This is a genomic window from Mycobacterium terramassiliense (genome assembly GCF_900157385.1).
In the GTDB taxonomy this organism is placed as follows: Bacteria; Actinomycetota; Actinomycetes; order Mycobacteriales; family Mycobacteriaceae; genus Mycobacterium; species Mycobacterium terramassiliense.
This window is the reverse complement of sequence record NZ_LT717699.1, coordinates 389,478-401,693: the sequence shown is the minus strand read 5'-3', so window position 1 is coordinate 401,693 and position 12,216 is coordinate 389,478. Positions and strand designations below refer to the sequence as shown.

The 12,216-nt window shown below is 69.1% G+C and carries 13 protein-coding genes and 1 pseudogene; 6 read left to right on the top strand and 8 right to left on the bottom strand.

Features of this window, described 5'->3' with window-relative positions:
* Positions 1 to 6: 6 nt before the first annotated feature.
* On the bottom strand, positions 7 to 1,257 hold the full coding sequence (locus MTAB308_RS06185) for an alpha/beta hydrolase family protein (protein ID WP_077098623.1): 1,251 nt from the start codon (positions 1,255 to 1,257) through the stop codon (positions 7 to 9).
* A gap of 224 nt (positions 1,258 to 1,481) precedes the next feature.
* Between MTAB308_RS06185 and MTAB308_RS06180 the strand changes: the two genes are divergently transcribed.
* Positions 1,482 to 1,748, top strand: a complete 267-nt coding sequence (locus MTAB308_RS06180; protein WP_077098622.1) for a hypothetical protein — start codon at positions 1,482 to 1,484, stop codon at positions 1,746 to 1,748.
* Positions 1,749 to 1,774: 26 nt separating this feature from the next.
* Here MTAB308_RS06180 and MTAB308_RS06175 read toward each other — a convergent pair whose 3' ends face one another.
* Together MTAB308_RS06175 and MTAB308_RS06170 are read right to left on the bottom strand one after the other, a co-directional pair.
* Complete coding sequence (locus tag MTAB308_RS06175) at positions 1,775 to 2,257, bottom strand: flavodoxin family protein (protein WP_077098621.1); 483 nt, start codon at positions 2,255 to 2,257, stop codon at positions 1,775 to 1,777.
* A 95-nt stretch (positions 2,258 to 2,352) separates the two neighbouring features.
* Entirely contained in the window at positions 2,353 to 3,336 is a 984-nt protein-coding gene (locus tag MTAB308_RS06170) for a GNAT family N-acetyltransferase (RefSeq protein ID WP_077098620.1), read from the bottom strand.
* Between the two features lie 198 nt (positions 3,337 to 3,534).
* Between MTAB308_RS06170 and MTAB308_RS06165 the strand changes: the two genes are divergently transcribed.
* The 4 genes and pseudogenes from MTAB308_RS06165 to MTAB308_RS06150 all read left to right on the top strand — a co-directional run.
* Entirely contained in the window at positions 3,535 to 3,792 is a 258-nt protein-coding gene (locus MTAB308_RS06165) for a hypothetical protein (protein ID WP_077098619.1), read from the top strand.
* Positions 3,793 to 3,879: 87 nt separating this feature from the next.
* Positions 3,880 to 5,730 (top strand): AMP-dependent synthetase/ligase, encoded by a 1,851-nt coding sequence (locus tag MTAB308_RS06160; RefSeq protein ID WP_077098618.1) that lies wholly within the window; start codon positions 3,880 to 3,882, stop codon positions 5,728 to 5,730.
* Between the two features lie 159 nt (positions 5,731 to 5,889).
* A complete protein-coding gene (locus MTAB308_RS06155) occupies positions 5,890 to 7,014 on the top strand; it encodes an Rv2629 family ribosome hibernation factor (protein WP_077098617.1) in 1,125 nt (374 codons plus the stop codon).
* A pseudogene (locus MTAB308_RS06150) lies at positions 6,939 to 7,661 on the top strand (dienelactone hydrolase family protein); the annotation flags it as partial. The gene MTAB308_RS06155 and the pseudogene MTAB308_RS06150, both read left to right, overlap by 76 nt.
* 22 nt (positions 7,662 to 7,683) lie before the next feature.
* Here MTAB308_RS06150 and MTAB308_RS06145 read toward each other — a convergent pair.
* Positions 7,684 to 8,487 carry a ribosome hibernation promotion factor gene (locus MTAB308_RS06145; RefSeq protein WP_077098615.1) on the bottom strand — a complete coding sequence of 268 codons (804 nt, stop codon included), beginning with the start codon at positions 8,485 to 8,487 and terminating at the stop codon, positions 7,684 to 7,686.
* A gap of 23 nt (positions 8,488 to 8,510) precedes the next feature.
* The gene (locus MTAB308_RS06140; protein ID WP_077098614.1) at positions 8,511 to 8,792 is read right to left on the bottom strand and encodes a DUF1876 domain-containing protein; all 282 of its coding nucleotides are present in this window, start codon (positions 8,790 to 8,792) and stop codon (positions 8,511 to 8,513) included.
* 256 nt (positions 8,793 to 9,048) lie between these two features.
* On the opposite strand from MTAB308_RS06140, the gene MTAB308_RS06135 reads away from it, so the two are divergent.
* Complete coding sequence (locus MTAB308_RS06135; RefSeq protein WP_077098945.1) at positions 9,049 to 9,696, top strand: TetR/AcrR family transcriptional regulator; 648 nt, start codon at positions 9,049 to 9,051, stop codon at positions 9,694 to 9,696.
* Here the strand turns inward: MTAB308_RS06135 and MTAB308_RS06130 are convergent.
* The 3 genes from MTAB308_RS06130 to pcaH are packed head-to-tail and all read right to left on the bottom strand — an operon-like array spanning position 9,683 to position 12,178.
* A complete protein-coding gene (locus MTAB308_RS06130) occupies positions 9,683 to 10,906 on the bottom strand; it encodes a lyase family protein (protein ID WP_077098613.1) in 1,224 nt (407 codons plus the stop codon). The genes MTAB308_RS06135 and MTAB308_RS06130 overlap by 14 nt on opposite strands.
* Positions 10,903 to 11,430, bottom strand: coding sequence for a protocatechuate 3,4-dioxygenase subunit alpha (gene pcaG / locus MTAB308_RS06125; RefSeq protein WP_077098612.1), 528 nt, complete (start codon positions 11,428 to 11,430; stop codon positions 10,903 to 10,905). Before pcaG ends, MTAB308_RS06130 begins: the two co-directional genes overlap by 4 nt.
* A complete protein-coding gene (gene pcaH, locus MTAB308_RS06120; protein ID WP_077098611.1) occupies positions 11,423 to 12,178 on the bottom strand; it encodes a protocatechuate 3,4-dioxygenase subunit beta in 756 nt (251 codons plus the stop codon). Before pcaH ends, pcaG begins: the two co-directional genes overlap by 8 nt.
* Positions 12,179 to 12,216 lie beyond the last annotated feature (38 nt).

Sequence of the window (12,216 nt, the reverse complement as noted above, 5' to 3'; positions counted from 1 at the left end):
TTGCGCCTATGCGGGTCGGTCGCGCCGCGCCGAAGTGGCGTCGAGGAGCCCCGACTGCCGCACCGCGTCCCACACGAATTTCTGCACCGGCCGCGACCGGAAGAATCCGGTGTGACCGCCGGGGTACCAGACGATTTCGGGTTTACCCCAGTGCTCCCAGAGGCGCACCACCTGCTCCCGCGGGTGCACGACCTGGTCGGCGACGCCGGCATAGATGAACCGGCCTGCCAACGGCACGAGCGGGGTCAGCGACAGCGGCGACGTCATCCGGCCGATGGGTTCGGCCAATTCCATCGTGCGCCGGCGGGGGTCGTCCTCGGCCAGACCGGAATGGCGGCCCAGCAGCTGCACCAGGTCGGCCACCGGAACGCCGAGGATCGCGCAGGTGAGGCCCTTTTCGAGGCTGGCGACCAGCGCCGCGATGTAGCCGCCGAGGGAAAGGCTGTTCAACCCGATCAGCGAATCGGGCTCCTGCACCCGGATCCAGGACAACAGCCGCCGGATATCCCACACCGCCTGGCCCGTCGCGTGCACGTCGTCGAGGATGTCCTCGCCCGGAAACACCGCGCTTTTGGGCAGGCCGCGGGCCCGGGGGCCGTGCATCGGCAGGACCGGCATCACGACGTTCAGCCCGAGCTCGTCGTGCAGCTTCCAGGAGCGAAACAGGGCGAGGTCCATGGCGGCGCGTCCCATTTCCGTGCCGTGCACACACACCAACCAGGGCCGCGGTTCCGGGTGGCGGAGCACCAGGGCGTATTCGCGGTCGTTCGCGGTGTAGCCCATCCACCGCTGTGCGCCCGGCTCGCCCGGCCGCGGCAGATACCCGCTGTCGAAGGAGAGGCGATACAGCGAGCGGGTGCGCCCCTTGACCTTTCGGACCGTGACGTCGGTAAGCGGCGGCGGGGCGCCGAAGAATCGCTTCGGGTGCTCGAGCCATCCCCTCTTGCCATAGAACTCCAGCCCCGCGGCCACCTCGCGGGTGATGCGCTCGAACGCCTCGGGCCGGCTGACCGGGCGGCGCGCCTTGAGGCCCATCAGGACGATCTCGTCGCGGAAGGCCTGCGCGGCCAGGGCGAGGGTCGGCCGCGCGATGGGGAGTTCGCCGGGCGCCTTGTCGAGATAGTCGCGCCACGACTGCGCGACGTAGCGGCCGGTGCTGGTGAACGGCTCGACGGCCTTGCCCAAACCGCCGACGGCCGGCGCGCTCCAGTGGGGAGCGCCCGGTCCCCCGCGGTCGTGGCTGTCGGGTGTGGCCATGGCCGCACGCTAACACCCCGCCGATTCGGTGCGTTAGGGACCTATGACCCGCTGAAAGCCACGAAAGTCCTTGACCGGCAGGCGCGGATCATCGAGGCGGTTCGGACGAAATGATCCCATGCGCGGGACTTTAGGCACTCGTGGCGAGGGCCCGCGAGTCGTAGCGTCAGGGGCCGTCGGCGCAAGGCCGAAGACCCGAACAAGGAGTTGACAAGGAGTTGACAATGACATCACCGGAAAAATCCGAGCCGCGCTGGGCCGAGCTTTCCGAAGACGTGCTCGAATCCGTCGAGAGCGGCCGCAAGCAGGCCATCGAGGCCGTCCGCAAGTTCGTCGATCAGATCAGTCCCGTGCTCCCCGAGCAGTCGCGACGCAAGACCGTGGTCGACGCCGCCCTGGACCTGGCCGAGGAGCTGGGCGCCGCGCGCATCGAGTTGTTCCGCAGCGTCGTGCACAGCGCCGGCCAGGCGGTCGGCAAGCACAGCGAGTGAACCGGCCGCCACCCGGCCGTCTGCCGTCATGAAGCGGCCGCCGACCCTCCGACGCGTTTGCGCATGTGGGCCGCGAAGGCCGCGGCCCGATCGAGGTCGTGGTCGTTGGGCCGTCCCCTATTGATCCCGCCGATGAACCCGAACGGCCCGACCGTGTCGAAGCCCCGGCAAGAAAACGAACCGATCACCTCAAACCCCTTGGCTTCCAGGCGCTTTCGAACCGGTTTGTGGTAGTTCAGCAGCGGAATTCCCCGGGCGCCGCTGGTGAAGAAGGTAAACGCCCGAATGTCGGCGACGTCCGGGAGGCGGCGTATCAACTTCCGTAGCCTGTCGTCCACCGCCATGTAGTAGATGCCGGATCCGAAGCCGACGAGGTCGTACTGGCGGAGCGCTTCGGGGTCGACCGACTCGGGTTCGACGACCTCGGCGCCCAGCACCTCGGCCATCCGTTCGGCCACCCGGCGGGTGTTGCCGTGCGATGTGGAAACGCAGACGATGAGCGACTTCATGGGGTCCATGCTGGGCGCGCGCCGCGACGTCCGATAAGGGCGCAAAGGCACGAGGGGGCGGGGCGTAAGTCACTTCGGGGCCACTGACAGTCGCGTCAGTCGAACGCATGGATCACCTGGCGGGCCACGCGCTGGATTTGCGAGCGGGTCTTGCGATCGAGGGGCAATTTAGCGGGGTTCGGGATTTCCCCGGTCGTGGTGATCACCCCGGGTTCCCCGGACTCCCAGCGCGCGTCGACCCTGTCCCCCAGCACGCGCGCGGCCGGGTTGTCGGCCAGCACTTGGGCATGAAAGCGCTCGATGCCGTCGACGCGCGCGGCCACCGCCAGCGCGCCGAGCAGCAGCGTCCCGATCCCGCGGTTCTGATACGCATCCGCGACGGTGAGGGCAACCTCCGCCGAACGCGGGTCGTCTACATCGCGGATGAAGCGGGCGTCGGCGACGGCCGGCCCGTCCGCGCAGGCCGTGACGACCCAGACGAAATGGTCGAGGTAATCGACCTCGAACAGGTAGGCCAACCCCGCCGCGTTGGGAGTGCCGCCTTGGTAGCGTCGGTACAGCGTCTCGCGCGAGAACGAGCCGCCGCTCTTGAACCGCTCGGCATCACCCGGTAGGACCGGGCGCAGCAGGAACTCGGCACCGTCTTTGGCCTTCACCGGGATCGGCTCGATGTAGGCGATCAGCCGCTGCCTCGCCGTGCGTACCATCCGGTCCGCGACGACGGGCATGCCCAGCATGAGCTCGAAGGCGCTGTCGTACCCGACGTAACCCCGCACGTCGTCCTTCGCGGTCACCGTCGCCGTTCTGGTTTTGCGCCGCAGCAAAGCGATTTCGCCGACGATGGTCCCCGGCGCCAGCTCGGTGACCACCACCTGGCCGTCCGGGCCGACGTGCCTGATCTCCACGCGGCCCGAGGTGATGATCGAGAACGAAGACGCTTTCTCCCCTTGACGCATCAGGGCCTCGCCGGCGGCCGCGTGCAGCGGATGCAGGTGGGCGGCCAACGCCGCGAGATCCTGCGCCGGGATATCGGCGAACACATCCAGCGCCGACAACTCCGCGATGCTCACCGTCGTCACCCCGCTGTACGGTACGCGAAACGCGCCGCCATCGCCGGGGCAATTCGCGGGGAGGCGTAGTGACAAAGGGCCCTGTCGGGCGGGACTTCGGCGGGTCGAGGGCGAGACCAAAGCAACGCCGTAGCCGTGCTCTTCGCCTCTATGGCGCGGCCCGGGCCGGTGGTCGGATAAAGCGATACGGCTAACCGGGAGACGAAAATGTACTCAGCGACATGGCGGCCTCATTGGCCACAGCGCAAGCCGACGATTTACCAGTTGACCGATTGCCTGCACGACGGGCACACCACCCGGGTGGCGGCGCACGAGATCCCGGCCACCGTCTCCGCGTGGCTGGCCGACCTGGGCGCCCACAGCCCATTGGTGGACGACCTCGAGCGCGCGGTGCGCGGCGGCGACTGGGCAAGGGCGCATGCCATCGGTGAGCGCTTGTCCGTTCGGGTGGCGCTTGCCGCCTGAGGACGCGGACCACGAGTTCTCCGGCCCGAAGGACTTTGGACACTATCCCCGACGCGCGAGGCGACAGCAGGATCGAGGGTTGAGACCATGAACACACCACCTGCCTCGATGGAGAGGCCCGACTTCACCAAGATCGAGAAGCGCGCGCCGTCGGTGGCGCATCTGTTCCTCGACCGCGTCGCCGCGACGCCGGACGCGGAGGCGTTTCGGTATCCGCAGGACCACACCTGGGAGAGCGTGACCTGGCAGCAGGTCGGCGAACGCGTCCACAACATCGCCGGCGGGCTGATCGCGCTCGGCATCGCCCCGGAGGACCGGGTGGCGCTGGCGTCCGCGACGCGCTACGAGTGGGTGCTCGTCGATTTCGCGGTGATGTGCGCGGGCGCGGCGACCACCACCGTGTATCCGACGACCAACGCGGGCGACGTCGCGTACATCGTCGCCAATTCCGGAAGCCGGGTGGTCGTCGCCGAAAACCAAACCCAGGTCGACAAATTGCTGCAACACCGCGCCGAGCTGCCCGAGGTCAGCAAGGTGGTGATCATCGACGGCAACGGGGACGGCGACTGGGTGATGACCCTCGCCGAGCTGGAGCAGATGGGCAAGCAGCTGCTGGCCGACTCCCCCACCGTGATCAACGACCGCGTCGCGACCATCGGTCCGGACCAGCTCGCCAGCCTCATCTACACCTCGGGCACCACCGGGCGGCCGAAGGGTGTGCGGCTCACCCACGGCGCCTGGACCTACACCGCGGCCGCCATCGACGCGCTGGGCATCCTGGGCCCCGACGACCTGAACTTCTTGTGGCTGCCCCTGGCGCATGCCTTCGGCAAGGTGATGCTGGCACTGCCGCTGCAGGTCGGCTTCCCGACGGCGATCGACGGGCGCGTCGAGAGGATCGTCGACAACCTGGCGACCTTGCGCCCCACCATCATGGGCGCGGCGCCGCGCATCTTCGAGAAGGCGCACGCCCACATCGAGAGCATGGTCGCCGAGCGGGGCAGGCTCACCAAGTTGATGTTCGACTGGGCGATCAGGCTGGGCCTGAAGGTGTCCGAAACCCGGCAAGCCGGCAAGGAGCCGTCGGTGTTTTCCTCGCTGGCCTACAAACTGGCAGACCGGGCGGTGTTCGCCACGATCCGCGAGCGGTTCGGTGGTCGATTGCGGTTCTTCGTCTCCGCGGCCGCCGCCCTGGACCGTGACGTCGCGCAGTGGTTCGACGCCGTCGGCATCGTGGTGCTGGAGGGCTATGGGCTGACCGAAACCGCGGCCGCGTCATTCATCAACCGCCCCAACGCCTACCGGTTCGGGACGGTCGGGTGGCCATTCCCGGCCACCGAAGCCCGCATCGCCGACGACGGCGAAATCCTGCTCCGGGGACCGGGTTTGATGACCTCGTATCACGAACTCCCCGACGCCACCGCCGAGGCGCTCGACGGGGATGGTTGGTTTCACACCGGCGACATCGGCGAGATCGACGACGACGGCTTCCTGCGGATCACCGACCGCAAGAAGGACATGTTCAAGACCTCGCAAGGCAAGTACGTGGCGCCGTCGGCGATCGACGCGAAATTCAAGGGGCTGTGCCCGTATGCCAGCGAGCTCCTGGTCTACGGCGAGGGAAAGCCGTATTGCGTGGCGCTGGTCAGCCTCGACGGCGAGGCGATCGCCGAGTGGGCCGCCAAGAACGGCCTGGCGGACAAGTCGTTCGCCGAGATCGCCCGCGACGAGAAGACAGCGGAACTGATCGCCGGATACGTCGACGCGCTGAACCTGGAACTGAATCGCTGGGAGCAGATCAAGAGATTCGCGATCCTCGACCGCGAACTCACCGTCGAATCCGGTGATCTCACGCCGAGCATGAAACTGCGCCGCAAGGTGGTCATCGAGAAGTTCGCGGAATGCCTCGACGCTCTCTATGACCGTTCGCCGCGCTGAGAAACCGTGTGCCGCCGCAGCGGAGCGCTTTTCCGCCCGGGCCGATCGCGCCGCCTCGGTGACCTAAGACCCGCACCTGGGGGCTAATGACTCTGCCTCGGACGCGTTCGTCGTCCATAGGGTTGCCACCATCATGGCGCGACGGCGGAGAGGGATGGCATGCGATCGGATCGCCTCAGATGGCTGGTAACAGCGAAGGGCCCGTTTGCCTCGGTCTATTTCGACGACTCGCACGACACCGTGGATGCCGTCGAGCGGCTGGAAGCGCAATGGGGCGACATCCGCAAGCAGCTCGAGGAGCTGGGTGCAAGCGGCGCGCTCATCGGCAGGCTCGAGGAAGCCGTGCTGCACCACCGGCCGCCGGTCGGACGGCGCGGCCGCGCGGTGATCGCGACCGCCGATCAGCTGCTGATCAACGAGCCCCTCGTCAGCCCGCCGCCGGCCATCGTGGCTCGCCTGTCGGATTACCCGTACGTCGTGCCGTTGATCGAACTCGAAATACGGCGACCGACGTACGTCTTCGCCGCGGTTGATCACACCGGGGCCGACGTCACCCTCCATCAAGGGGACGCCGTCAGCTCCAAGAGCATCGACGGCGCCGGGTATCCGGTGCACAAGCCGTCGACTGCCGGCTGGAATGGCTACGGCGACCTGCAGCACACGACCGAAGAGGCCATCCGCATGAACTGCCGCGCGGTCGCCGACGAACTCACGCGACTGGTCGACGAGGCGGACCCCGAGGTGGTGTTCCTGTGTGGCGAGGTCAGTTCGCGCGCGGACGTGATTGCCGAATTGCCGCTTCGGGTGGCCCGCAGGGTGTCGGAGTTACACGCCGGTTCCCGCAAAAGCGGTATCGATGAAGATGAGGTACGTCGGCTGACTGCCGCCGAGTTCGCCCGTCGCCTTGACGTCGAGATGGGCGACGTCGCGGGTCGATTCGCGGCCGAACTCGGGCGCGGCTCCGGCCTGGCGGCCCAGGGCATCGCCGCCGTGTGCGCGGCGCTGCGTGAGGGCGACGTCGACACGCTGTTCGTCGGCGCACTGGGCGACGCGACCGTCGTCACCGGCACCGCGCCGACCGCGGTGGCGCCCGACGCCGACGCGCTGTCCGACTTCGGCGAACCGGTGCAGCGCGTGGCACGCGCCGACGAGGCCCTGCCGTTCGCCGCGATCGCGGTGGGTGCCTCCGTGGTGGTGCCCGGCGATCGGATCGGCCCCACCGACGGGGTCGGCGCATTGCTGCGATACGTCGCGAACGACGCGGCCAGTCGCCGCGGGGCGTAATCATGCTGCGTGACGAGGAAATTCAGGTGGTCGCCGGGGCGGTCTCGGTCGCCGGACACCTGACCATCCCCGAGCACCCCCAGGGCGTCATCGTGTTCGCGCACGGCAGCGGCAGCAGCCGGCACAGCCCCCGCAACCGTTTCGTCGCCGAGGTCCTCAACAAGGCCGGGTTCGCCACCGTGCTGTTTGACCTGCTGACGCCCGAAGAAGAGCGCGACCGCGCCAACGTCTTCGACATCGGATTGCTCGCGCGCCGATTGGTCGACGTCACGACCTGGCTGGCCACCCAGCCGGACACGGCGTCACTGCCGGTCGGCTACTTCGGGGCCAGCACCGGCGCGGGCGCCGCCCTGGCCGCGGCCGCGCACCCGGAGGTCAAGGTGGCGGCGGTGGTATCCCGCGGCGGGCGGCCCGATTTGGCCGGCGCCTCGCTGCGCAACGTGCACGCCCCGACCCTGCTGATCGTGGGCGGACGCGACGAGATGGTCCTGCGGCTCAACCGGCAGGCGCAAGCGGCGATCCCGGCCCGGTGCGAAGTCGCCGTCGTTCCCGGCGCCACCCACCTGTTCGAAGAACCGGGCACGCTCGAGGAGGTCGCCGTGCTGGCGCGCGACTGGTTCACCGACCATCTGGGAGCACACGCCTGAGGGCGTCAGCGGGGTGGCTTGCTCAGCCCGCCGGAGTGATGAGGCCGTAGTGCCCGTCGTAGCGGTGATAGAGCGCGCTCCCGCGGTCCCGGGCGGTGTCGACGAAGAACAGGAACGGCAGACCGAGCAGGCCTATCCGCTCGATCGCCTCGTTCACGGTGAGCCGGGGTGCCGGCTGCGGGCTGATGGTCAGCGGCATGTCGAACGGCGCCAGCTCGTCCGCCAGCTCCGGATTCACCAGTGCCAGGCGGTATTCGGTGCGCCCCTCGCGATACAGCAGGCTGTCCTGCTTGGTGCCCTTCTCCGTGAACAGGTGGAAGTCGTAGTCGAGTAGCTCCATCTCGAGCGCGGCCTCGTCCACCGTGCGGGCGGGCAGGCTGTACGACTTGTGGCGCATGATGCGGCGTTCGCTTTCGGGCCGGGGGAAGTAATTCGGCCGGTGGGCGGGCTCGGACTCATGCCGCCACTCGTGCGGGCCGAGCCGTGGGACGCCGCCGCGTTTGGCCTCCCAGTGTTCGGCGGCGCGTTCCAGCCCACGACGCAGCCGCGCCGCGAGCCGATCGATCGCCTCCCGGGCGGTGACGCCCTCGACCTGTGCGCGGACCAACCGGCCGTTGACATCGAGGTTCGCCTGTGCGATGACGCGCCGGGCCACCGCCGGGTCGCCGTGCTCACTGAGCCTGACGTGCGCGTGCAGCACCGGTTCGTGGGTCAGCCGGCCGAGCTCGCCGATCTTGGTGCGCGCATATTCCTCGGCGTCGGGGGACAGGCCGTGCCTCGTCACCTGGACGTCCAAAACGGCCGCTAAATCGGGTCTCTGTTTCATTCGTTGCGATGTTCCCTTCAAAATCAGCGGTGCAGGCCGGTGACCGGCTGATGGGTGCTGATCTGGATATCGTTGGAGGTCACCGCCATTAGCTGGTTCGACAAATCCGAGAGGGCCCGGGCGATCGCCAGTTCGTCGCCGATCCGGGCCACCGGCACGTCGGCGGGATCGAGCCGCGCCAGACCGACACCGACGAAGTCCCTGCCCGCCCAGGACAGCCGGGCCTTGGCCCGGGTGCGCTCTTCGTGCTCTTCGATCAGCACGTCGATCTGGCAGTTCTTGGCGTCGTCGCCCTTGTCCGTCATCGCCGGTCTCCTCGTTTTGCGGACTGGATTGCTCTGATTCGATGCGACCATCACCGGGCGGGCGCAAAGTAGGGGCGAAAGTCATCAGGTTCCTGGGGCGAAGGCCGCTGCGTGGCGCCCATGTGCCAAGAATTGGCCGCGACGGGAACCGTCGATTTAATCGACAATATTGTTGGTTGTCATCAACAATTTCGTTGGCATATATCGACGCATCCATAAAGTAACTGACGTGGCCGACCCCAGGCAGGGCGAGAAAATGCACGCCTCCCGAGGCCGCCGTTCGTCGCACTATTCGGGTGACGACCGCGAACAAGCGATCCTGGCCACCGCCGAGCGGCTCCTGCAGGAACGGCCGCTGGCCGACTTCTCCGTCGACGACCTGGCCAGAGGTGCGGGCATCTCCCGCCCCACCTTCTACTTTTATTTCCAATCCAAGAACGCGGTGTTGCTGTCGCTGCTGGACCAGATGAACGGCAGGGCCCACGCGGCGCTTACGGCGCTGGGCGGCAAGCTGTTCGGCGACCCCGCGACGCATTGGCGGGCACGCATCGAGGCCTTCTTCGAGGTGTCCGGCTCGCATCGGGCGGTCGCGGTGGCCGGCGCCGCGGCGAAAGCCACCAACCCAGAGGTGCGGCAATTGTGGTCGGCGCTCATGCAGAAGTGGATCTCCCACACCACGGCGGCGATCAAGGCCGAACGCCGCCGCGGCGCGGCCCCCGACACCTACCCGGCCGAGGACCTGTCCGTCGCGCTGAACATGTTGAGCGAGCGGGTGATGGCCGCGACGTTCACCACCGAGGAGCCGGCGATCCCGGAAGATCGCGTGATCGACACGCTGGTGCACATCTGGCTGGCCAGCATTTACGAGGCCGACGGCAGGGCGCTGGCGACTAGCGGTTCTTGAGGATCCGCTCGGCGCGGCCCAGGCTCTCGTCGATCAACCGGTCGGCGGCGCCGACGTAGGTCGCCGACGCGGCCTTGCCCGCCAGCTCGGCGGTCGCCCGCTGTTCGCCGTAAACGTCTGTCATTCGCAGGTTTTCGGCCATCCGCGCGGAATGCACGCGCAGCCCGGCCAGCAGCTCGCCGGCCTGGGAACCCGCGACGACGGTTCGCCGGGCCAGGGTGCGCAGGGTGTCCCACTCGGCGTGCCAGGGGCCGTCGGGCCGTTCGTCGTTGGCCAGCGCCGCGGCGGTGTGCAGGGTGGCCGCCAGCGGGGGCGCGGCGAGGGCGGCCCGGCGAATCAGGATCGACAACACCGGATTGCGCTTGTGCGGCATCGACGACGAGCCGCCGCGGTGCTCGCCCGCCGGCTCGCTCAGTTCGCCGATCTCCGGGCGGACCAGGGTCACGACGTCCGAGGCGATGCGGCCCCAGGCGTCGGTGCAGCCGACGAAGGCGTCGGCGGCCGCGGTGACGGGCGTGCGTGTCGTGTGCCACGGCGATCGGACGTCCAAGCCCAAAGCGGTTGCGGCGCTGCGCACTAACCGGTCGGATATGTCCGCCGGGCCGGCCGCGCCGAGCAGCGCCGCCAGCTCGGTGGCGGCGGCCCGCGTCCCGACGGCTCCGCCGATCTGAACCGGGGTGACCAGCCCGCGCAGCCCCTCGAGCGCGTCGGTGATCCCGTTCAGCCAGACGGCCGCCTTGGCGCCGAAGGTGGTGGGCGCCGCGTGCTGGGTGAGGGTGCGGGCCACCATGGGGGTGGCCCGGTGGGCCGTGGCGAGGGCGGACAGCGTCGAAAGCTGTTGCGTCAGCTGTGCCGTGAGATCGTCGATGACATCGCGCACGCCCAGCATCAGCGCGGTGTCGAGGACGTCCTGGCTGGTGAGGCCCCGGTGGATCCAGGGCGCCACGGCCGGGGCGGCGCGCCGTCGCAGCAGTTCGACCAGGCCGATGATCGGGTTGCCGCCGCCCTCCGCGGCGGCCGCGAGCGACTCGCCGTCCGCGTCGCCCACCAGGTTCGACAGGTCCGTGGCGGCGCAGTCGCCGGGCGCCAGGTCGGCGCCGGCCAGGGCTTCCAGCCAGGCGGACTCCACCGCCACCATGGCGCGCAGCAGCGCGGCGTCCGTCATGTGTTCGCCGGCCCGCTGGTCGCCGGGCCACAGCAGGTTGGTCATCGCCGAAACTCCAGGAACACGGTCTCGTTCGGACCCTGCAGGTGGATGTCGAAACGGTAGGTGGCGCCGTCATTTTCGGAGATGCACACGAGGGCGGCCAGCGCCGCGTCGGCGTTCACCTCGACATGGGGCAGGTAGGCGCGGGTGAACAACCGGTGCAACAGCCCGCGCGCGAAGACGGCAATCGCGAAGAACGGCGGCCGCCCGGAGTCCGCCCCGGGCGGCACCGTCGTGAAGGCATAGTGCCCGGCCGCGTCGGTCGCGCACCGGCCCCACCCGGTGAAGCCCGCATCGCCGCGTCGCAGCGAGCCTTCCCGCCGCGGGATGCGTCCGGCGCCGTCGCGCTGCCACAGTTCGACCAGCGCGTCCGGGACCGCCTCGCCGGCGCCGTCGTACACCGTCCCGTGTAGCCGCACGGCGTGCGGATGCCCGTCGGCGACCAGATCGCTGTCACCGGGATACGGCAACCCGAGGCCGAGGAAGGGGCCCACCGTTTGCCCTGGGGTGCAAGGCAATTCAGTCATCGGCTTCGGTCCAGGCGCGGTGGCCGCCGCAAACCACGATGTCCCAGCGGTAGCCGGTTGCGTACTCCGGCTGGGTGACGCCGTGGTCGTAACGGGCGATCAGGCGCCCTCGGGCGGCGGGATCGGGAATCGATTGGAAGATCGGGTCCAGGTCGAACAGCGGGTCGCCAGGGAAGTACATCTGGGTGACCAGGCGTTGCGTGAAAGCCGTTCCGAAGACCGAGAAGTGGATGTGCGCGGGGCGCCAGGCGTTGCGGTGATTGAGCCACGGATAGGGGCCGGGCTTGATGGTCAGGAAACGATAGGAGCCGTCGGGCCCGGTGAGGCAGCGGCCCGCGCCGACGAAGTTCGGGTCCAGCGGGGCCGGGTGCTGGTCGCGTTGGTGGCGATACCGGCCGCTCGCGTTGGCCTGCCAGATCTCGACGAGCTGTCCGGCCACCGGCGCCCCGGCGTCGTCGAGCACCCGCCCGGTCACGATGATCCGCTCCCCCAGCGGCTCGCCGGGATGGCCGACCGTGAGGTCGGCGTCGAGCGGGCCGACCTCGTGGCTGCCGAAACAGGGTCCCTCGAGTTCGAGCTCGTCCGGGTCGACGACCAGCGGGGGCCGCGTGGGGTGGCGCAGGGCGGTGCTGCGGTAGGGCGGGTAGTCGAGCCGCGGCTGCGTCGGGTCCCCGGCGGCCCCACCCCGGCCCAGGGCGGCCATCTCCGCCGTGATGTCCTCCTGGGACGCGACAACCTCGGCGCTCATCAGCCGTGAGGCTACTCCCGATCACGCGGCCAACCCCC